This is a genomic window from Peribacillus sp. P4_D6 (assembly GCF_056401795.1).
The window spans coordinates 41,123-60,306 of the sequence record NZ_JBFUIQ010000007.1 but is presented as its reverse complement, the minus strand read 5'-3'; the positions used below and the strand labels follow the sequence as shown (position 1 = coordinate 60,306).

Annotated in this window: 20 protein-coding genes; 9 read left to right on the top strand and 11 right to left on the bottom strand. The window is 41.9% G+C overall.

The window, feature by feature from the left end:
- Positions 1-340: 340 nt before the first annotated feature.
- Positions 341-1,507 (top strand): DHH family phosphoesterase, encoded by a 1,167-nt coding sequence (locus tag AC1DVB_RS04720; RefSeq protein ID WP_034305698.1) that lies wholly within the window; start codon positions 341-343, stop codon positions 1,505-1,507.
- Between the two features lie 48 nt (positions 1,508-1,555).
- Here the strand turns inward: AC1DVB_RS04720 and AC1DVB_RS04715 are convergent, their stop codons facing one another.
- The 5 genes from AC1DVB_RS04715 to mreBH form a co-directional block, all read right to left on the bottom strand.
- Entirely contained in the window at positions 1,556-2,422 is an 867-nt protein-coding gene (locus AC1DVB_RS04715; RefSeq protein WP_057278615.1) for a YihY/virulence factor BrkB family protein, read from the bottom strand.
- A 367-nt stretch (positions 2,423-2,789) separates the two neighbouring features.
- Entirely contained in the window at positions 2,790-4,016 is a 1,227-nt protein-coding gene (locus AC1DVB_RS04710; RefSeq protein WP_063577434.1) for a cation:proton antiporter, read from the bottom strand.
- 6 nt (positions 4,017-4,022) lie between these two features.
- Positions 4,023-4,520: a cation:proton antiporter regulatory subunit gene (locus AC1DVB_RS04705; RefSeq protein WP_034305691.1), complete on the bottom strand. Its 498-nt coding sequence runs from the start codon at positions 4,518-4,520 to the stop codon at positions 4,023-4,025.
- A 52-nt stretch (positions 4,521-4,572) separates the two neighbouring features.
- Positions 4,573-5,136, bottom strand: a complete 564-nt coding sequence (locus AC1DVB_RS04700) for a tyrosine-type recombinase/integrase (RefSeq protein WP_063577433.1) — start codon at positions 5,134-5,136, stop codon at positions 4,573-4,575.
- Between the two features lie 264 nt (positions 5,137-5,400).
- Complete coding sequence (gene mreBH / locus AC1DVB_RS04695; RefSeq protein WP_057278618.1) at positions 5,401-6,408, bottom strand: rod-share determining protein MreBH; 1,008 nt, start codon at positions 6,406-6,408, stop codon at positions 5,401-5,403.
- A 276-nt stretch (positions 6,409-6,684) separates the two neighbouring features.
- Here mreBH and AC1DVB_RS04690 point away from each other — a divergent pair, with 276 nt between their 5' ends.
- The 6 genes from AC1DVB_RS04690 to map all read left to right on the top strand — a co-directional run bounded on the left by AC1DVB_RS04690 (position 6,685) and on the right by map (position 11,617).
- The gene (locus AC1DVB_RS04690) at positions 6,685-7,782 is read left to right on the top strand and encodes an AbrB family transcriptional regulator (RefSeq protein ID WP_454862351.1); all 1,098 of its coding nucleotides are present in this window, start codon (positions 6,685-6,687) and stop codon (positions 7,780-7,782) included.
- Between the two features lie 478 nt (positions 7,783-8,260).
- Positions 8,261-9,052 carry a flagellar motor stator protein MotA gene (gene motA, locus AC1DVB_RS04685; protein WP_239860165.1) on the top strand — a complete coding sequence of 264 codons (792 nt, stop codon included), beginning with the start codon at positions 8,261-8,263 and terminating at the stop codon, positions 9,050-9,052.
- Entirely contained in the window at positions 9,045-9,800 is a 756-nt protein-coding gene (gene motB, locus AC1DVB_RS04680; RefSeq protein ID WP_268564041.1) for a flagellar motor protein MotB, read from the top strand. The genes motA and motB overlap by 8 nt, the downstream gene beginning before the upstream one ends.
- Positions 9,801-9,845: 45 nt before the next feature.
- Positions 9,846-10,121: a late competence development ComFB family protein gene (locus tag AC1DVB_RS04675; protein WP_057278620.1), complete on the top strand. Its 276-nt coding sequence runs from the start codon at positions 9,846-9,848 to the stop codon at positions 10,119-10,121.
- 127 nt (positions 10,122-10,248) lie between these two features.
- Positions 10,249-10,764, top strand: coding sequence for a type 1 glutamine amidotransferase domain-containing protein (locus AC1DVB_RS04670; RefSeq protein ID WP_230134649.1), 516 nt, complete (start codon positions 10,249-10,251; stop codon positions 10,762-10,764).
- Positions 10,765-10,870: 106 nt separating this feature from the next.
- Positions 10,871-11,617, top strand: a complete 747-nt coding sequence (map, locus tag AC1DVB_RS04665) for a type I methionyl aminopeptidase (RefSeq protein WP_034305678.1) — start codon at positions 10,871-10,873, stop codon at positions 11,615-11,617.
- A gap of 40 nt (positions 11,618-11,657) precedes the next feature.
- Here the strand turns inward: map and AC1DVB_RS04660 are convergent, their stop codons facing one another.
- The 4 genes from AC1DVB_RS04660 to AC1DVB_RS04645 form a co-directional block, all read right to left on the bottom strand.
- Positions 11,658-11,900: a DUF2164 domain-containing protein gene (locus AC1DVB_RS04660; protein ID WP_034305676.1), complete on the bottom strand. Its 243-nt coding sequence runs from the start codon at positions 11,898-11,900 to the stop codon at positions 11,658-11,660.
- 12 nt (positions 11,901-11,912) lie between these two features.
- Entirely contained in the window at positions 11,913-12,428 is a 516-nt protein-coding gene (gene mobB / locus AC1DVB_RS04655) for a molybdopterin-guanine dinucleotide biosynthesis protein B (RefSeq protein WP_477588335.1), read from the bottom strand.
- On the bottom strand, positions 12,416-13,681 hold the full coding sequence (locus AC1DVB_RS04650; protein ID WP_095678663.1) for a molybdopterin molybdotransferase MoeA: 1,266 nt from the start codon (positions 13,679-13,681) through the stop codon (positions 12,416-12,418). The genes mobB and AC1DVB_RS04650 overlap by 13 nt, the downstream gene beginning before the upstream one ends.
- 97 nt (positions 13,682-13,778) lie before the next feature.
- Positions 13,779-14,003 (bottom strand): DUF1128 domain-containing protein, encoded by a 225-nt coding sequence (locus AC1DVB_RS04645; protein ID WP_057278623.1) that lies wholly within the window; start codon positions 14,001-14,003, stop codon positions 13,779-13,781.
- A 231-nt stretch (positions 14,004-14,234) separates the two neighbouring features.
- Between AC1DVB_RS04645 and AC1DVB_RS04640 the strand changes: the two genes are divergently transcribed.
- Together AC1DVB_RS04640 and AC1DVB_RS04635 are read left to right on the top strand one after the other, a co-directional pair.
- A complete protein-coding gene (locus tag AC1DVB_RS04640; protein WP_477588332.1) occupies positions 14,235-14,627 on the top strand; it encodes a YtxH domain-containing protein in 393 nt (130 codons plus the stop codon).
- A gap of 16 nt (positions 14,628-14,643) precedes the next feature.
- The gene (locus AC1DVB_RS04635) at positions 14,644-15,483 is read left to right on the top strand and encodes a YihY/virulence factor BrkB family protein (protein WP_057278625.1); all 840 of its coding nucleotides are present in this window, start codon (positions 14,644-14,646) and stop codon (positions 15,481-15,483) included.
- 229 nt (positions 15,484-15,712) lie between these two features.
- On the opposite strand, the gene AC1DVB_RS04630 is transcribed toward AC1DVB_RS04635, so the two are convergent.
- Positions 15,713-17,632: a heavy metal translocating P-type ATPase gene (locus AC1DVB_RS04630; protein ID WP_057278626.1), complete on the bottom strand. Its 1,920-nt coding sequence runs from the start codon at positions 17,630-17,632 to the stop codon at positions 15,713-15,715.
- A gap of 331 nt (positions 17,633-17,963) precedes the next feature.
- Complete coding sequence (locus AC1DVB_RS04625; RefSeq protein ID WP_057278627.1) at positions 17,964-19,130, bottom strand: MFS transporter; 1,167 nt, start codon at positions 19,128-19,130, stop codon at positions 17,964-17,966.
- Between the last annotated feature and the right edge of the window lie 54 nt (positions 19,131-19,184).

Genomic DNA, 19,184 nt, shown 5'->3' with positions numbered 1-19,184 from the left:
TTGATTGAGTCAACTTTCTTCAACCATCTGGCTATTCTTTAAAGTTCGTAAAGTTAGCCATTGATCGATTAGCTAATGCTGCTCTTCGACACTCACCGAAACTCCTTCACTGGAAATACCCTGATTTCAAAGTAATGTGTTTTTTCATTATTTATTATTATAAATTATGGGGAATAAGGAATCATTAGGTAATTCATCGGAAAAAAAAACGAACAAAAGCGTCACGTAATGGAAGCATGATAAAATATGCAGATATGATTATGCTACAATTGTAAAGATTGCAATTGAAATTCATGTCTTTAGGGAAAAGTAAATTTATTAGTTATTAGGAGGGGTTTGTGTGTACCATCTCTTTACACATAATGATTTGGATGGAGTCGGGTGCGGCATTGTAGCAAAGCTGGCATTCGGAGATGAAGTAGTGGTTAGTTATAATTCAATTGGTCGCCTTAATCAGAATGTAGGCGCATTTCTTGAACAGGCCAAGATTGAAGATACATTAATCGTTACTGATCTATCGGTTGATGAAGATAATGAAAAAATGATTACTCAGTTTGTGGAAGATGGAGGCAAGGCGCTGCTAATCGATCATCATAAGTCAGCACTGCATTTGAACGAACATGATTGGGCATCTGTAACTGTCGAACAGGAAGATGGTAAACAGACGGCAGCCACATCATTATTCTATCAGTATGCAGTTGAAAATAAATTGCTGGAACCTTCAACCATTGTCGCTGAATTCGTTGAATTGGTCCGTCAATATGATACTTGGGAATGGGAAGTCAATAAAAATACAACGGCAAAGCGATTGAATGACCTGTTTTTCATGATTCCGATAGAGGAATTCGAAATGAAAATCGCAAATAAGCTGTCCACGGCTGAAAGTTTCACTTTTGACGAAGTGGAGCAAACGCTTCTGAATGTTGAAGAGAGTCGAGTGGATCGGTACATAAACAGGAAAAAAAGAGAAGTTTATCAAGCTACGGTCGGTCCCCATACAGCTGGTGTGGTCCATGCAGAGTCATACCACTCGGAATTGGGAAATGAATTGTCGAAAGAGTTCTCACATCTGGATTATATAGCCATCCTGATGGTAGGAAGCAAAAGAATCAGCTTCCGGACAATCCACGATGATATAGATGTTTCTGAAGTTGCTGGCAAGTACGATGGTGGCGGCCACCAAAAAGCCGCCGGTTGTACGATGTCCGAAAAGGCATATAGCCAATATGTCGAAAAGACCTTCTATGCCGAGCCCCTTAAACGAGACGCACATAAGAATCAATTGAATGTAAAAGGATCCCCAGAGGGTTGCCTATATTCAACAAGAGACAAACAGGATATATTCATCTATGAAGATGAAGAAGAGGAATGGATTGTTGAAATCAACGGAAAACAACAGAAAAAAACATTCGATACATTTGCGGAAGCGGAAAAATACATGAAGCGGAAATACGCTGCATGGCTGGCCCATGATGAAAGATATGAAGAGTTTGTCAATAAGGGTTAATTAGAAAGGCGGCTGTCCGAATGGGACAGCCGCTTTTCAATCTTGATTTTATCTTTTAAGCGGGACAGGATGAACGATCGTGCGTGACTGTTTTTTTGGAATGGAATTTTGGCGATGGAGAATTGCATTGATTTCTCCGCCAATCACAAAAATCAGACCACTCAAATACAGCCATAGCATCAAGATGATGACGCCTCCTAAACTGCCGTAAGTGGAAGAGTAGTTGGCAAAGTTACTGACATAGAATGAAAATCCAAGTGATATTCCCAGCCAAAGTACAGTTGCGGTAACTGCGCCAGGGATGACATGTTTAATGGGAAAACTTTTATTAGGTGCAAAGCGATATAAAAAGGCCAGGACAAGTGAGATGACCACAACCGCGATGACCCACCGTAATAAGCTGAATAAGATTTGCGTTTCTTCTGGGATCGGAATGACCTGCTGTAATAATTCGATGATGACCTTTCCAAAGACGGGGAGACCTAACATGACGATGAATGCTACAACCAGGCCTAATGTCAGTATAATGGAAATGAAGCGGGCTTTAATAAAATTCCTTGTTTCTTCCACATCATAGGCGATATTCATGGAATGGATGAACGCGTTCATTCCGTTGGATGCGGACCATATCGTTCCAAGGATACCAAAGGTCAGTAAGCCGCCGTTCCGTTCAGATAATATGTTGATGATATTTTTCTCGATGACTTCCATCGTTTCCGCAGGCATGAAGGTTTTTATCGTGTCGAGGGCTGTCTGAATATCGATATTCAGATAAGGTAATATGGACAGCAGTAATATGAGCAAAGGGAATAGTGCCAGTAAATAGTAATAAGCTTGTTCTGCTGCCAGCCCGGTCACACGATCTTCCTTTATTTCTTTAATAAGTTTCTTTGAAAATTGGATCGACTTATTCATCTGGGCATCACTCCTGAATAGTTACTTAGGTTATCTGCTTCTATTCCCTTTGTTCATGTAAGTTAATCCTCAAAAGAAAAGAAATTGAAACCTCTAATCCGGGCACTTGTAGAAGCTTGTGACAATGGCATAGCCCGTAAAACAAATTTGGAGAGAGGCAAGTTTTAAATCCTCAGTAAAGAAATATCCCTCAATCTCGAAAATTTCTAGAATAACTGTGAATAGGTGCTGTTGAAACTTCAAGTACGGCAACCATACTACTACTAGGTATGATTTTATGCCCGCTTTCTTACAAGTATTATCATGTTAGTGAGTTATGAAAGGTAAGCAGAAAAAAGGCCAGAAAGCAATTTCCGGCCTTTTTCTTCTATTGGACTTCTTTTTCCTGTTTCTTTTGAACCTTCGGAGGGGTCCATTTGAATACTTTATTTAGGATATTATAGATGTGTTTGGATTCTTTTGTAAGGATGGGCCCAAGAATCGCTAAGGTTAAAACATAAAGTGCTGCAAACGGGGTTAGTATAGGCATTAAACCTCCTGCAATGCCTAAGTTGGCTAAAATGATGGAGAATTCGCCGCGTGAAACGATCGTTAAACCGATGTTTGCGGAAGCTCTGTGAGATAAACCGGATTTGCGTCCGGCAATCATACCAGCTGCAAAGTTACCGATTATGGTGATGATGACGGCACCAAGAACCATCCAGACAGCTCCGCCAAGGGTCGTCGGATCGATACTCAAGCCAAAGCTGAAGAAAAATATGGCCCCGAAGAAGTCTCTGAAGGGAATGACAAGTTTCTCGATCCTGTCGCTATGCTCCGTTTCAGAAAAGACCAGGCCGAGCAGTAAAGCACCAATGGCTTCCGCAACATGAATCGTTTCCGAGAAACCGGCGATGAAGAATAGTAATGCGAACACGACGATGATAAAAATCTCATCGGAGGTTATATTGAATAATTTGTTAAGGACCCCAGATGCTTTCCGGGCGATAACGAAAAATATCAGCATATACCCAATCGCGATAAATGTAGAAAGTAATGTTCCCCAAACGGAACCAGAAGAGCTTAATACCAATCCAGATACGACTGATAAATAAACAGCGAGGAAGATATCTTCAAACATGATGATGCCAAGGATTAACTCCGTTTCATTGTTACCGGTCCTTTTAAGGTCCACAAGTACCTTTGCCACGATGGCACTTGAAGAAAAACTGATGATCCCGGTTAATATCAGGACCTCTTTTAATGGAAGACCGAGCAGGAAACCATACAGCAAGGCCATTCCCACGTTGATTAAAATGTAATAGGTTCCGCCGGTCACGATATTTTTCCCTGACTTCATAAGCTTTTTGACGGAAAATTCAAGCCCAAGGTAAAACAGAAGGAATAAAATACCGACACGACCGAGGAATGCTATGATTTCATCACTTTCAATGAAACGCAGGTCAATTAATCCGAAGTGCGGGGCATGGGGTCCAACGAGCATCCCGATGATAATTAATAACGGAACATTTGATATTTTGAATTTACCTGCAACGAGAGCGGCTAATGCCACTAGAAGTAGGGCAGTTCCCACTTCAAAGACTAAATGATCCATATGAGCTTAGTCACTCCTTTCGTCGGTCAATAATTCTCTTATCAGGTTACGAATATCTTTTCTTTCACCGGATATTACAAGGGTGTCGCCTGTTTCGATGATGGAGTCTGGACCAGGATTATTCAGTTGTTTTTTGCCTTTTTTAGAATGGGCGATGACGGTCACGTTATAATTGCTCCTGATATCAATCGAACCGATCGTTTGATTGATGGCCTTTGAACCGGGTTCGACTTTGAACCATTCGATCACCAAGTCACCCAAGGACATTTCAATTGTTTCAAGTGCTTGTGGTTTATAGACCATGCCGCCTATGATGGAAGCCAGTTGCCGGGATTCCTGATCATTAAGGGTGATGCTCGATATGACGTCCTCATGTTCATTATCAAAATGGTATAATTCCCGACGGCCATCATCGTGAATGACGATTACTAACTTTTCATCATTTCTCGTTATGATTTCGAATTTTTGGCCAATACCAGGAAGTTCACTTTCTCTAATTTTCACTGGAATTCCTCCTTAAAATGTTGGTTAGAGTTAATAGAAGATAGCAGAATGTTTATAAGTTAACGTCAATATTCGTCTTGAATTTCTTCTCCTTGGATAAACCGATGTATTTTAATGTCTCCGATGGACTGGAATGATGGTAATGCTTCTGTATCAAGGCCAGAGACACGCCTTGTTTATAGGCATGGTAGCCAAAAGTCTTACGCATCGAACTTGCTCCGAATTTGCCTGTAAGCCCTGCACCTTCCACAGCATCATGGATGATTCGGTGCGCCTGTTGACGTGTAATCGGCTTTTTTGTCTTAGGGGAAAGAAATAAAAACTGACCTTCGATAACCTTCGAGCCTTTAAGGTATTCTTGTAGGGCGGTACGGACTTTCAGGTTCAAATAAATTTGGTTGACTTCGTCAGTTTCCGTCCGTTGCTCATAGAACTCCTTGATTTTGCCCGTTTCATCCAGAACGCTGGCGACGGTGATTTCGAGCATTTCATTTATCTTCATACCTGTATTGATGCCGAGTACAAACAATAAATAATCCCGACTGGAGTGAGCGCGTAAGTATGTTTTTATTTTGCTGATTTGATTGATATCCTTAAAGGCTTCTACATATTCCATAGATCTTCTCCTCTTACCAATGTAACATAATTATATTATAACACAAGTTATGTAACATTGCATGCAATTAGTTCTGCACGTGATGCCTACCCAATCAGTAATGCTTGCTTTCGAACGTAAAAAATCCTTTTCCTTATTCTCTGCTCAAACGAGGTAAAATATTTCCGGGAAGTTATTTAATGTGGAGATTGTGTTTGCATCATGGGGGGGAATCGGTCTGGAATGATAAAAAAAGAAACCCCAAGTTGGGGTTTCCTAATCTTTTTAGTACACGGCTTTTTGTAATTTGTGAATGACCTCAAGTGAAAGCCCGGTTCCGATGGCAACTGATTCAAGCGGGTTATCCGCAAGTTTGACAGGGACGACGATTTCATTCGTCAGCCATTCCTGTACCCCGTTGAGAAGTGCACCCCCGCCGGATAAGATGACTCCTTGATCGACGATATCGCCGCTCAATTCAGGAGGACAATCTTCCAAAGTGGCCCTTATTGCTTCCAGTATATGAAGAAGCGATTCCTGGATGGCTTCCTGGACGTCAGTGGATGATATTGTAATCGGTTTTGGTAGCCCTGTTACAAGATCGCGGCCCCTGACTTCCATGGTGATCACGGAATGTTCAACGAGTGCGTAGCCGATTTCTTTTTTTATTTCCTCGGCTGTTCTTTCCCCAATCAGCACATTATGTTTTTTCCTGACATATTGGCTGATATCTTCATCCAATTGATCTCCGCCAATTCTGATTGAATTGCAGGAAACGACGCCGCCATAAGAAATGATTGCGACTTCAGTCGTTCCGCCGCCGATATCAACGATGACATTGGCAACGGGCTCTTCGACAGGCAGGCCTGCACCTATTGCTGCCGCTACCGGTTCCTCGATAAGGTGGACCTGTTTCGCTCCGCAGCTTTTGACTGCATCCTGAATGGCCCTTCTCTCAACCGAAGTGGAACCTGATGGTGTACAGACCACTACACTAGGTTTGCGAATCGATAAACCTAGGGCCTTGCTTGCTTTTTTCATGATTTCCTTAAGCATTTGCGCGGTCACATTAAAATCCGCAATGACACCATCCTTAAGCGGACGGATTGCCACGATATTGCCGGGTGTTTTCCCGATCATGTTTTTTGCATCAACACCGACTGCCAATACTTTATTAGTCTCTATATCAATGGCCACCACAGATGGCTCATTAAATACGATTCCTTTATTTTTACTGTAAACTAGCGTATTTGCAGTTCCTAAGTCAATGCCTATTTCTGTATTTGATAACATCTAGTCACCCCTCCATAAGAGTTTGACCCCCTATATATATTATTCTACCTTTTATTGCGAGTTTGTGGGGGTGGGAAATCTAGTAAATGGTGGAAGTGCCATGCTGATTCTTTTCATGGAGCGAAAACATGATTAAATATAAAAAAGTGCACTGAAGAAGGTATCACTGCTGCGCTCCTCGCTTCAGTCGAAAACAAGCGTGGATGACAGCTTTGAACCAACTTATTTTATGTTAAGATATAGATGAAAAACCGCTTAGATAAAGAAGGTAATTTTGTGAGTGCAAATTTAATCGAGAGTAAGAGTTTTAGAATCATTTTTACTGCTTTTCTAGCATTCCTGGGTGGTTACGCGTTTAATAGCCTTGGCATATACCTGCCATGGATGCTAGGACCATTATTCGTCGTGATGATTGCGAAAGTGAAGTTAAGGAAGTACTTATATTGGTCTAAAACCTTTAGAAGTACGGGATTGGTCATTCTAGGTTTACAATTGGGCAGTTCATTCACGAAACAATCGTTAAATGAGATGATTGAATATCTGCCTGTAATGCTTTTTACGACAATCGCAATCATTTCATTTACAGTGTTGACTGGCTGGTTTATCGGAAAACGAATGAACTTATCCTTGAGCACATCCATGCTTGGCAGTTTCCCGGGAGGTCTTTCCCAGATGGTGGTCTTAAGTGAGGAAATGAAGGATAGTGATGAAACGGTTGTAGGTTTCATGCAAACACTGCGGGTCATCCTGGTAATTTCCATTGTCCCTTGGATTGTGACTCATGTAATGTCAGTTGAACCAGGTGCGGTAATGGCCGTAACGGAGCGGCCGTTTTTCTTTTTTGAATATGATGGGAAATTAGCCATCATGATGTTGTTAACCTTGATAGTGTTCATTTTCATCACAAAGAAAGCCAATTTTCCGCTGCCTTTTTTGCTAGGACCTCTCATGGCCGCAGCACTATTCAATTTAGCAGGCCCAGGTGCCCCTCAGATTCCTGACTTTTGGTTGAACCTGTCGCAATTGTTGATCGGCGCACATTTAGGCTACACACTGAAGGTAGATAATCCCCGACTTTTCAGAAAGATGTTCGGAGCCGTATTCGTCAGTAATGTCCTATTGATTGGATTTTGCTATTATCTTTCCATTCAGTTTGCCCCGACCCTATCTTTACAGGCGAATGAACTTTTTTTGAGCATGGCCCCAGGCGGCGTCGCCGAAATGGCAGTCACAGCCATGTCTGTGCATGTGGATTTATCCGTTGTCACAAGCTTTCATTTATTCAGGATCTTATTCATTTTATTTTTTCTGTCCCCCATCATAAAATGGCTGGCCGGAAGAAATCATGGAAAACAAGAACAGGGACAAAGCTGACAGGCTTTGTCCTTTTCTTGCGGAAAAACTGAAGAGTGAGAAAAAATGTCAGCGATATGCGGAATTCACGAGTAAAAGCATGAAACTCACGAGTAAAAGCACGAAACCCACGAGTAAAAGTGTGAAACTCACGAGTAAAAGCGTGAAACTCACGAGTAAAGCATGAAACTCACGAGTACAAGCATGAAATTCACGAGTAAAAGCACGAAACCCACGAGTAAAAGTGTGAAACTCACGAATAAAAGCGTGAAAACAACGAGTAAATGAGTATATTCCAGATGTTATGAGAAAATCATGTACGGAACATGCTTGAGGTTCCATTCTTGAAGGAATATTTTGTGCTGTTGATAAGCTCATGCAGGCAATAAGGTGGTGGATTTAAATGAAAATTGAAACTGAATAGTAAAATAATCCTCACTTTTTTTGACTTCATCCGATATAAGGAGGAGAAGAGACTTTAAATGAATGGGTGAGTATTATGGATATAACATCAGTTTTGGGCGTAGTTCTTGGTATAGTGGCCATCTTAGTCGGAATGGTGTTGAAAGGTGTTAGTGTAACGGCGCTGATTAATCCGGCGGCTATTTTGATCATCATTGTAGGGACGATAGCTGCTGTCGTAACGGCTTTCCCTTTGTCGGAATTAAAAAGACTGCCAAAAATATTCAAGATTTTATTCTTTGAACAAAAATTGACAAAGCCGGAAGATTTAATAAAGACCTTTTCGGAATGGGCGGTCATTGCCAGGAAGGAAGGCTTATTAGCCTTGGAAAGCATTTCGGATCAGGTGGATAATGCCTTTTTGAAAAATGGCCTGAACCTTGCAGTCGAAGGTCAGAGTGCCGATTATATTCGTGATATTTTAGCAGAGGAAATAGACGCGATGGAAGAACGTCATTTAAGTGCGGCGGCGATTTTCAGTCAAGCCGGTACATACGCACCGACGCTTGGCGTATTGGGTGCCGTAATCGGGCTGATTGCTGCATTGGGGAATATGGCTGACACAGAGGCATTGGGACATGCCATATCTGCAGCGTTCGTCGCGACCTTGATGGGGATTTACACGGGGTATGTGTTATGGCATCCATTTGCCAATAAGCTCAAACGGAAATCGCAGCAGGAAGTCAGGATCAAAGAAATGATGATTGAAGGGATTTTATCGATCATCGAAGGGGAAGCGCCGAGAACGATCGAACAGAAATTAACATCATATTTGCCTGCTGGAGATCGTAAAAAGTGGTTGGAAGGCGATGTGAGAGATAATGGCTAGGCGCAAAAAGAAACAAAGGCATGAAGAGCATATCGATGAATCATGGCTGGTTCCCTATGCCGATATCTTAACATTGCTTCTTGCGCTTTTTATCGTCTTGTTCGCTTCAAGTTCGGTTGATGCAGTAAGGTTCCAGCAGTTGTCCAATGTATTTAACCAGGTTTTTACAAGCGGAACGGGTTTTATGGATTTTCCAAGTGATTCCCCCAGCAATGAGCCGACGTCACCCGAACAAAGAACAGGTGCAGAAGATCTTGAGAAGCTAGGGAAAAACGAGCAGGAAGAACTTACGGAAGTTCAGGAGCGCGTAAATGCCTATATCGAAAAAAATGATTTAACGGATAAATTGGGAACGAACCTTACGGATGAAGGTATGTTGATTTCAATTAGGGAAAACGTGCTGTTCGAATCGGGTGTGGCCGAGGTGAGGAGTGAAAACCGTAAAATGGCTAAAGAAATCTCGGGGTTACTGGTCATGGACTTACCCAGAAACATCATCGTAAGCGGACATACCGATAATATTCCTATCAAAAATTCCAAGTATGAATCCAACTGGGACCTGAGTGTGATGCGATCTGTGAATTTTATGAAACTTCTCCTCGAAAATAAGGATTTGGATCCCGAAATGTTCAGTGCTAAAGGACATGGGGAATTCAAGCCGGTTGCTTCCAATGAAACGAAAAAAGGAAGGGCGAAAAACCGGAGAGTTGAAATCCTAATTGTTCCACGGACAGTGATAAATGAGTGAAAACCTGTCAGGAATGGATGGGTTTTTCTTTTTGAAGGAGAATATATGGAAAGAGAATACACAAATGTGATGGAAGAAATCGTTGTGACATGGGTGCAGGTTTTAATGTCAGGTATAGAATACCAAACATTTTGTTCGTGCAGGAAATGTAAAAATGACATCATCACATTATCATTGAATAACCTGCCTAATTACTATGTAACCACGGAAGTAGGTCGGATTAGGATATTTGGGAATTTGAATACAGAAGAAAACAGGAAATGGATCAATAAAAGAATCATCAATGCGATACACGTTGTTGGCCAGTATCCTAAACATTGATTCGCGGTATTTTATTCATGGACAAAGGGTCAACTATTAATTATGTGTTTTATTTATAGTGTAAGAGGGAACATAAATAAAGTGCAAAGTAGGTTCATTCGATCAAAAATTGAGGAGATGAATGATTATGGGTAAAAAAATCGCATGTGTAGTAACGAATATGTTTGAGGACTCGGAGTATAGTGAACCGGCAAAAGCATTTGAAGAAGCTGGCCATAAGGTAACGACGATTGAAATGGTGAAAGGGAAAACGGTTAAAGGGAAACAAGGGGAGGTGGAAGTCGAAATTGATGAAAGCATTGACTCGGTGAAACCGGAAAGTTTCGATGCGTTATTCATCCCCGGTGGGTTCTCGCCTGATCAACTGCGTGCTGACGAACGCTTCGTATCTTTCGCAAAATCGTTCATGGATGATAAAAAGCCTGTATTTGCGATCTGTCATGGACCGCAGTTGCTGATTACGGCCAAAACACTTGAAGGACGCCACGCAACAGGGTATACATCCATTAAAGTCGATATGGAGTATGCAGGTGCCACATATTTGGACAAAGAGGTTGTGGTTTGCGGCAACCAGCTTGTAACCAGCAGGACTCCTGAAGATCTAGCGGCATTTAACCGGGAATCGCTCAATCTATTGAAATAATGAAAATTCCCGGCGGCTGCCGGGATTTTTCATTTTAAAGGATTCATATACTTCAATCTTTGCAGTAAAATAAAAGGAGAGACGAATAAAAAAGGAAGTGTCACGATTGATCGTATTAAAATCTGCACGTGAAATTCAAGCGATGCATGAATCGGGTAAAATTTTGGCAGCTTGTCATAGGGAGATTGCAAAGTTGATTGTTCCTGGTGTGACAACATGGGAAATAGAAGAATTTGTTGAAGGATTCTTAAAAAAACATGGTGCGAAGCCGGAACAAAAGGGTTACAAAGGGTATGAGTATGCGACATGTGCCAGCATAAATGAAGAAATCTGTCATGGTTTCCCTCGTAAGACCCCTTTGAAAAACGGAGATATCGTAACGATTGATATGGTCGTCAATTATAATGGGGCCCTTGCTGACTCTGCTTGGACGTATACGGTCGGTAAGGTTTCAAAGGAAACCGAACATTTAGTGAATGTGACGAAGGAATCTTTATATAAGGCAATTGAAGTATGTGTGGAAGGCAATCGGATTGGAGATATAGGTCATGCCATACAAACATATGTCGAAGCGGAAGGCTTCTCTGTCGTTCGTGATTTCATCGGACACGGGATAGGGAATGTCATTCATGAAGAGCCTCAGGTTCCGCATTATGGACTGCCGAATAAAGGTCCGCGTCTTAAGGAAGGAATGGTATTCACCATCGAGCCAATGGTAAACGTAGGTACATATAAAGCAAGCCGGAATCCGAATGGATGGACGGCATCCACAGCAGATGGGAAATACTCGGCTCAATATGAGCATACGATTGCCATAACGAAAAACGGTCCGTTGATTCTAACCGAACAATGAACATTAAAAAACAGCATCGTTTATGATGCTGTTTTTCATTTTAATCAATGGGGCGTTCCAATGAATACAAATCCTCTTCGATATTTCCTAATCTGTCCTCCATGACTTTTTTAGCATCTTTGATCCCTTCATTGTAAATAAAGGGAGCGATATTTTCGAAAATGAACTGCAAGTGATTTTCTGCAGCAATTTCACCGATTTCCTTCCCATGTTCCTGATAAACATATTCTTGGATACTTTCGATCATTTTACGGCGTTTTTCTATGGGGAATTGAATGAACATTGTCCCACTCCTTCATATTTGTTCTAAAAACCATGTAATGAATTGATCCGAATCCAAAGGGAAGACAGGTACTGAAGCATGATTCCTGGTTCGCTCAAGACATTCGGGCCAAGCCACCGCTGCCTTGACATTGGTAAGCCGTTCCAATAACGGGAGGTCACTTTCTTCCTTGATTAAAATGACCTTGGGAAAATCCTCTTGCTTATACCCTTCAATTAAAATCACATCAGGGAGAAATAGACAAAGTAATTGAATCAGCTCAGTGATAGGGGCGCTCCCCCTGAATTTGCCGAGCAGCTCGATTGTTCCATCTCCTTCAACAAGTGAAGCGGCCGCCCCGGCAAGAAAGTGTTTATTGGAATCCTTCGTGCCTGTAACATCTGGTTTTCCGCCATGTCCATGATGTTTTAAAACGGCTGTCTCTAATTTTACTTCGCGCAGCTTTTTGATTAAATTCGTTATGAAGGTCGTTTTTCCTCTATTTTGGTAGCCAACCACCTGAAAAATAAAGGGCTTCACCAAGGCCATTTGGAACCTTCCTGATCATCGAGGAGCAGGATGTCCACGAAGTCTCCCGTTTGGAAACCACGTGTCCCCCCAGGTAAAACGGTCAGTGAATTGGCACCTGCCAAGCTTGTTGTAATATTCGATTTATCCACACCGCTTGGAATTACCTTCAACTGGCCGGATTCATAAAATAATCGGGTGCGAAGCAGACGTGAGAATGGATTGGGTTTTAAGAAGTCCTCTGCCAATTGGGCCGTCTCTTTTCTTAAATGCGGATATTCCGAGAACAGCATGGTGCGGATGATCGGTCTTGCAAATAGTTCAAAGCCGACATAACTGGCGGATGGATTGCCGGATAAACCGAATAAAAATTTGTCATTATATACCGCTACGGTCGTCACGCTGCCGGGGCGCATGGCCACTTTGTTGAATAATACATCGGCGCCAATCTTTTGATAAATATCCGGGAGAAGGTCAAAATCACCGACAGAAACTCCTCCTGTTGTAATGAGCAAATCCACTTCCTCCAACGCAGTTGAAATGGCCTCGTAGCTTAATTCGAATTCGTCCTTAAGCTTTCCATAAAAACGGACTTCCCCCCCGGCCCTCCGAATTTGGGCGGAGATGGCATGTGAGTTGCTGTTGCGGATTTTCCCAGGCTGCAACGGTTCATGAACATCAAGCAGTTCCGATCCCGTAGCGAATAATCCGACGACAGGCTTCCTGGCAACTGGCACTTCGGCATAACCGAATGTTGCCAGCAAGCCGATGATCCCTGGATTGATCGCTGTTCCTTTTTTTACAAGAACATCGCCTTTCTTTGCATCCTCGCCTTGAAAAGAAACGTTTTCGCCTTCCTTAAGTGAGCGTTTAAATGATATGTACTTCTTTCCGTCCTTTTCGAATTCCTTCGTAAGTTCAAGCATGATTACGGCATCACACTCAGCTGGCATTTGGGCTCCAGTCATGATTCTTGCCACTTGATTTTTTTGAACGGGAATAGTCGATACCATACCCGCAGCCAACTCTTCCACCACTTCGAACTCGAGGGGGTTATTTATGGAACCTTCAGAAGTATCCTTGGACCTGAGGGCGAATCCATCATATGGGGAGCGGTTAAAATGCGGAACATCATTTGTAGCTACAATATCCTGAGCCAAAAAGCGGTCTTGGCTTTCCTCGATGGGAATCAGTTCCACATGTCCTGTTAATTTATGCTTCATCACTTTTTCCACTGCTTCTGCGATGCTGATGGGCGTTCTTCTTTCTACCATGCCTACAACTCCTGTCCGTTTTCAATTTCTATATCAAATGTAGCAGAATTTTTTTGAAAATGAAAAAAATCCTCACCGGTATGGGAGGATTTGAATGTTACTTATTACGCAGTCTTCCAAGTTCTTCAGCGATCGCTTCCATTTCACGGACGCTGAAATTCGTTTTTTTCATCACCATTGTATAAATATCGTGCAGTTCTTCGTACATTTCAATATCAAAATGAGTTGATTTGATTGCACCGAAGTTCATTACTTTTAATTTATCCTTGATTGCCTCGATCATAAACTCGACACTTTCGGCTGTGTTTTGTCTTAAATCCATTTCCTTCATCCTTTCATACGTTCCTAAATTATTTTCATCTTTGCATGATTACCGCTGGAAGTCAATGAGTATTCGGGTGGGATATGAAGCTTGACCCCCGATAATCTTGGTGATCTTTGCGTTTTAAAGTGAGAGAGTTTGGGAAAAGATAGGAAAAAACTTTTTTAAACATTGTATAATGGAGAGAGCTACCATTATCCATCAACTAATATATGACGAGGAGGAGAATATATGAGCAACATTCGAGAAGAATATAAGTGTGCCAAGAAAAGTAAGTTTATGCAAGCGGTCTTTATTGGGGCGTTAGCTGGGGCGGCAATAAGCCTTTTTGACAAGCAAACGCGTTATTCTGTATTGGAAAACAGCAAAAGCTGCATGAGTAATATGAAGKAATTCGTGAAGAATCCCAATGGGGTGCTTACACAAGTACGTGAAACATCATTCAAGGTCCGTTCCACTGTTGAAAAAATTTCCGAAGATGTATCCTTCATTTCCCAAAAGGTTGAGGAAATGAAAGATATTCCATCACAAGTTGCCCAAGTGGTGATGGAGACGAAGGAAGTTTTTACAGCAGAGGAAGAAGAGCCGTCTTCTAGAAACCACGAACGAATTTCCTTAAATTAGAAAATGGGGTGGGGGTATGGCCAATAAAAAAGAATGGCTGAAAGGCTCATTCTTCAAGACTTTGGTAAAACGGTTACAGGTCGATGATGTGTCGGGGCTTGCCGCACAGCTGTCTTATTTCTTCTTACTTTCCCTGTTTCCGTTGCTTATTTTTTTATTCACTTTATTGGCCTATCTGCCATTTTCACAAGAAGATATATTAAATACCGTCCGTACATATGCACCAGACGATTCGATGAAAATTATTGAAGCTAACCTATCGGAAGTGTTGGAAGCGAATGGGACTTTATTGTCGTTTGGTGTTATAGGAACGATATGGTCGGCATCGAATGGGATGAATGCAATCATTAAAGCATTTAACCATGCATATGGTGTAAAAGAAAGTCGAACTTTCTTTATTTCCCGGGGAATGTCGATTCTTCTCACTTTAGCGATGATTTTTGTTTTTATTGTCGTTTTATTGCTGCCGGTATTCGGAAAACAGATTGGAGTGTTCCTATTTGCCGAAATTGGACAATCCGATGAGTTTCTTACGATTTGGAACCAACTTCGCTGGGTGGTCAGTACGCTTGTATTTTTAATTGTGTTCACCATCCTTTATTGGATTGCGCCCAACATTCAGCTAAAGTGCATAACCGTACTGCCTGGTGCAATCTTTGCAACGGCAGGATGGAGCCTGGCTTCTTTTTTGTTTTCATTTTATGTGGAGAACTTCGCTAATTATTCCGCAACATATGGAAGTCTTGGAGGGATAATCGTATTAATGGTCTGGTTTTATTTATCGGGCCTTATCATCATACTGGGCGGGGAAATAAATGCGCTCATTAGTGAAAGGAAAAAGCCAGAATGTGCATGAGCTTCCTGGAGTTTCCGTAATAGCGGATTATCATGCTGCGGATACTATTCAAGAAATGACAACTTTTAAAGAGGAGGAGTTCTTTCATGAGTAAAAAGGATGGCGGCACAAAACAAAAAGGAAAAAATAAAGGTTCGAACCATAAAACATCAGGTTCTGCAAACGGTAAGAACGGATATCATTAAATGAACATAAAAAAGGGAGCCTTGGATGGCTCCTTTTTCATGGTTTAGTTTCTTAAAAGTCTTAAGCTGTTCAGTATAACGAGGATTGTGCTTCCTTCATGGCCAATGACGCCATATGGGAGGTCCAGGAATTGAAGGAAATTGGATGCTATCAGGATCATGATGACCGAAATGGAAAAGATGACGTTTTGTTTGATGATCCGATTCATCTTCTTGGATAATTTGACTGCTTCCGCGATGCGCGGCAGGTCATTCTTCATCAGAACGACATCCGCTGTTTCCAAGGCAACATCCGTTCCTTCACCCATTGCAATTCCAACAGATGCTGTTGCCAGAGCAGGTGCATCATTGATTCCATCCCCAACCATCGCTACAGTGCCAAAATGTTCTTTAAGCTTTTTCACTTCAGTCACTTTCGTTTCTGGCAGGCATTCGGCAATATATGCATCAATATGGCTCTCCGAGGCAATCGCTTTAGCCGTTTTTTCACCATCGCCTGTCAGCATGACGGTATGGATGCCCTCATTCCTCAAAGCATCGATGGCTGTCACGGTTTCATCACGCACGACATCTTTCAAAGTGAGTATACCGGCAATTCCGTGATCATCTTTAGCATACACAATTGTCTTACCTTGTTCAGCCAATGTCTGCGAAATGCCATTTTGGAATCGTTCTGCTTCACTGCGACCGACGAAATCAGCTTTTCCGACTTGCCAAAGCACGCCATTGATGTATGCTTGAACCCCATTACCGGAGATATCTTCCATGTTAACCGGTTTAATGATATCTCTTTGCAATTTTGTTTTGGCATAACGAACGATCGAAGTTGCCAAAGGGTGGTTCGAATAATTTTCAACAGATGCAATGTGAAATAAGAAATCTTCTTCGTTTAAACCTTCGCGGATAATGACATCCGTTACCTCTGGTTTTCCTTTTGTCAATGTACCGGTTTTATCCAAAGCAATTGCCTGCAGGTTACCTAGATTCTCAAGATGGATGCCGCCTTTAAACAAAATGCCATGACGAGCACCATTTGAAATGGCTGAAAGTGTAGCAGGCATAATAGAGGCCACAAGGGCGCAAGGAGAAGCGACAACGAGCAGGATCATCGCTCTGTAGAATGTTTCGGTCCAGCTCCACTCCAATAGGAAATGGGGTACGAACATCATCAAACCGACGACCGTCAATACCACTTTTACATAAGTTCCTTCAAACCGTTCAATGAACAGCTGGGAAGGCGACTTTTCACTTTGTGCGGATTGAACGAGAGTGATTATTTTTTGAAATAAAGTTTCACTTGCCGGTTTTGTGATTTCCACGGTAATCGTACCACGGAGATTAACCGTTCCAGCGAAAACTTCATCATCCAATGATTTACTGACTGGTATGGATTCGCCTGTAATGGCGGCTTCATCGATATTGGTACGTCCGTCCGTGATTTTTCCATCTGAAGGAACTCTTTCTCCTGGTTTCACTAAAATCAGATCCCCGACATGCAGTTGGGAAACGGACACGGTTTCTTCATATCCGTTAGTTACGCGCAGTGCTTCTTCAGGCTGCAAGTCCATAAGTGCCGAAATTTCTTTATGGCTCTTATTCATCGTGTATGTCTCAAGGGCGCCGCTTAAAGCGAAGATGAAAATCAATATGGCACCTTCCGTCCAATATCCGATGACAGCAGAACCGATGGCCGCAAAAATCATCAGCATCTCAACATTCAACTCCCGGTCGGCAATCGTATCTTCTATGCCTTCTTTTGCCTTGGCATATCCGCCAATCAAGAAAGAGGCTAAGTAAATGACGATGGAAGCGGACTCCATTCCGTTCTTTGAAAGGGCCCAGCCCAAAACTATTAATAAACCGCTGAATAATGCAGCAATAAGTTCTAAATGAGGTTTTGCTTTTTCCAACCAAGTGTTTTTGCATGTAGCCGGTTGGGTTAAATGTTTAGTATCTGTAGTCATAAGATTCCCTCCCACATTCTTCTCTATTTTGTGTAAATGATATAGATTATCATTTACTTTATATCTAATTGAGAAAGATAATCAACGTCATTTCTCTGGATAAAATATGAAAGCTGCCACCGTAATTGCGATGACAGCAATGTTTTCAAAGGTTTATTAAGGTGATGTCCCTTTTGTTAATATTATATTACCACATATCCTATTCAGAAATAAAGAAGAATGATTCTAATCTAGTAAAAAATATAAAGTATCGAATCTCCAATATACAGGCACTTTTGATAAATCCGTTCAAATTGAATAATAAAAGAAGTAGTCCAGATAATAAACTATATTACATTACTGAAGCAGGCATTTTCTCCTTAAACATGGCCAATGAAATGAAGACAAGGATAAGCATGATGCTGATCATGTAGAAAAAATTCCCGCCTTTGATATGTTCAATGACCAGACCGCCAAAAAATGGACCGCCGATGCTGCCGAGACTAAAGAAAATACTGCATAATAAATTTCCTGCAGGTAATAGGTTTCGAGGCAAAAGATCTGCCATATAACTGATTCCCAGCGAGAAAGTCGAACCAACCATCATTCCGCCAAACATAAAGCAGATGAATAGACCAAGCACTGAATCGGAATAAATCCCTGCAAGCGTGAATATCGCAAACCCTGAAAAAAGGATCGTCAGCAAGGTCTTTCGCCGGCCAAAACGGTCACTGATCATCCCTAAGGGAATCTGGGTAAGCAGGGTCCCTGCGGAAAATGCCGGAATGATGATGGAAACTGCCGTTAAATCGATTCCGGAGCGCAGGGCGAATACAGGGAAATTGCTATTCAATGATGCCTCAAGCACGCCAAATGTGAACGGAAGTAAAAATGCGACCCAAGCTATGCGGCTTACTTTCGTAAACCTTTGGAGTGTGCCCAGGAATGATGTGCTTTCAGAATCATCCTGTTCAGGAAGTTCATTTCTAATAAGGAAAACAGCAGACCAGGCGAGAAGGCTAAGTATGGATGTGATGATGAAAGGCAAAGACTGATTAATCTCGAGAAGCTTCGTCATCAGCGGGCCTACCATGAAGCCAAGACTGAAGAAAAGTCCATAAATGGCAAGATTCCTTCCGCGCTTCTTTATTGGTGAAATGGCAGTAATCCATGTCTGGGTAGCAAAGTGAAGTGTATGATCCCCGATACCAATGAAGAAACGAAGGACAAACCAAAACCAGAATGATTTCCAAACTGGAAATAAGGCAAGCGATAGAATGACCGTTATCCCGCCAAATATGATCAATGGCTTATATCCGTATTTGCGGAGCGGTGCTTCCATAAAAGGGGAAATCAACAGAATTCCAATATAAAGCGAGGCTGCATGAAACCCGTTCAGTGATGAGCTAATTCCGTCATTTTCAAAAATGATGGCAATGATCGGCAGAAGCATCCCTTGAGAAAACCCCGATATGCCGACAATTAAGATTAAAACGCTAAAAAGCAATTTGTTATTCATAAAATCATGTCTCCTAAGAAATGTATACCTTCTTGATGTTACATCTTAGGAAGA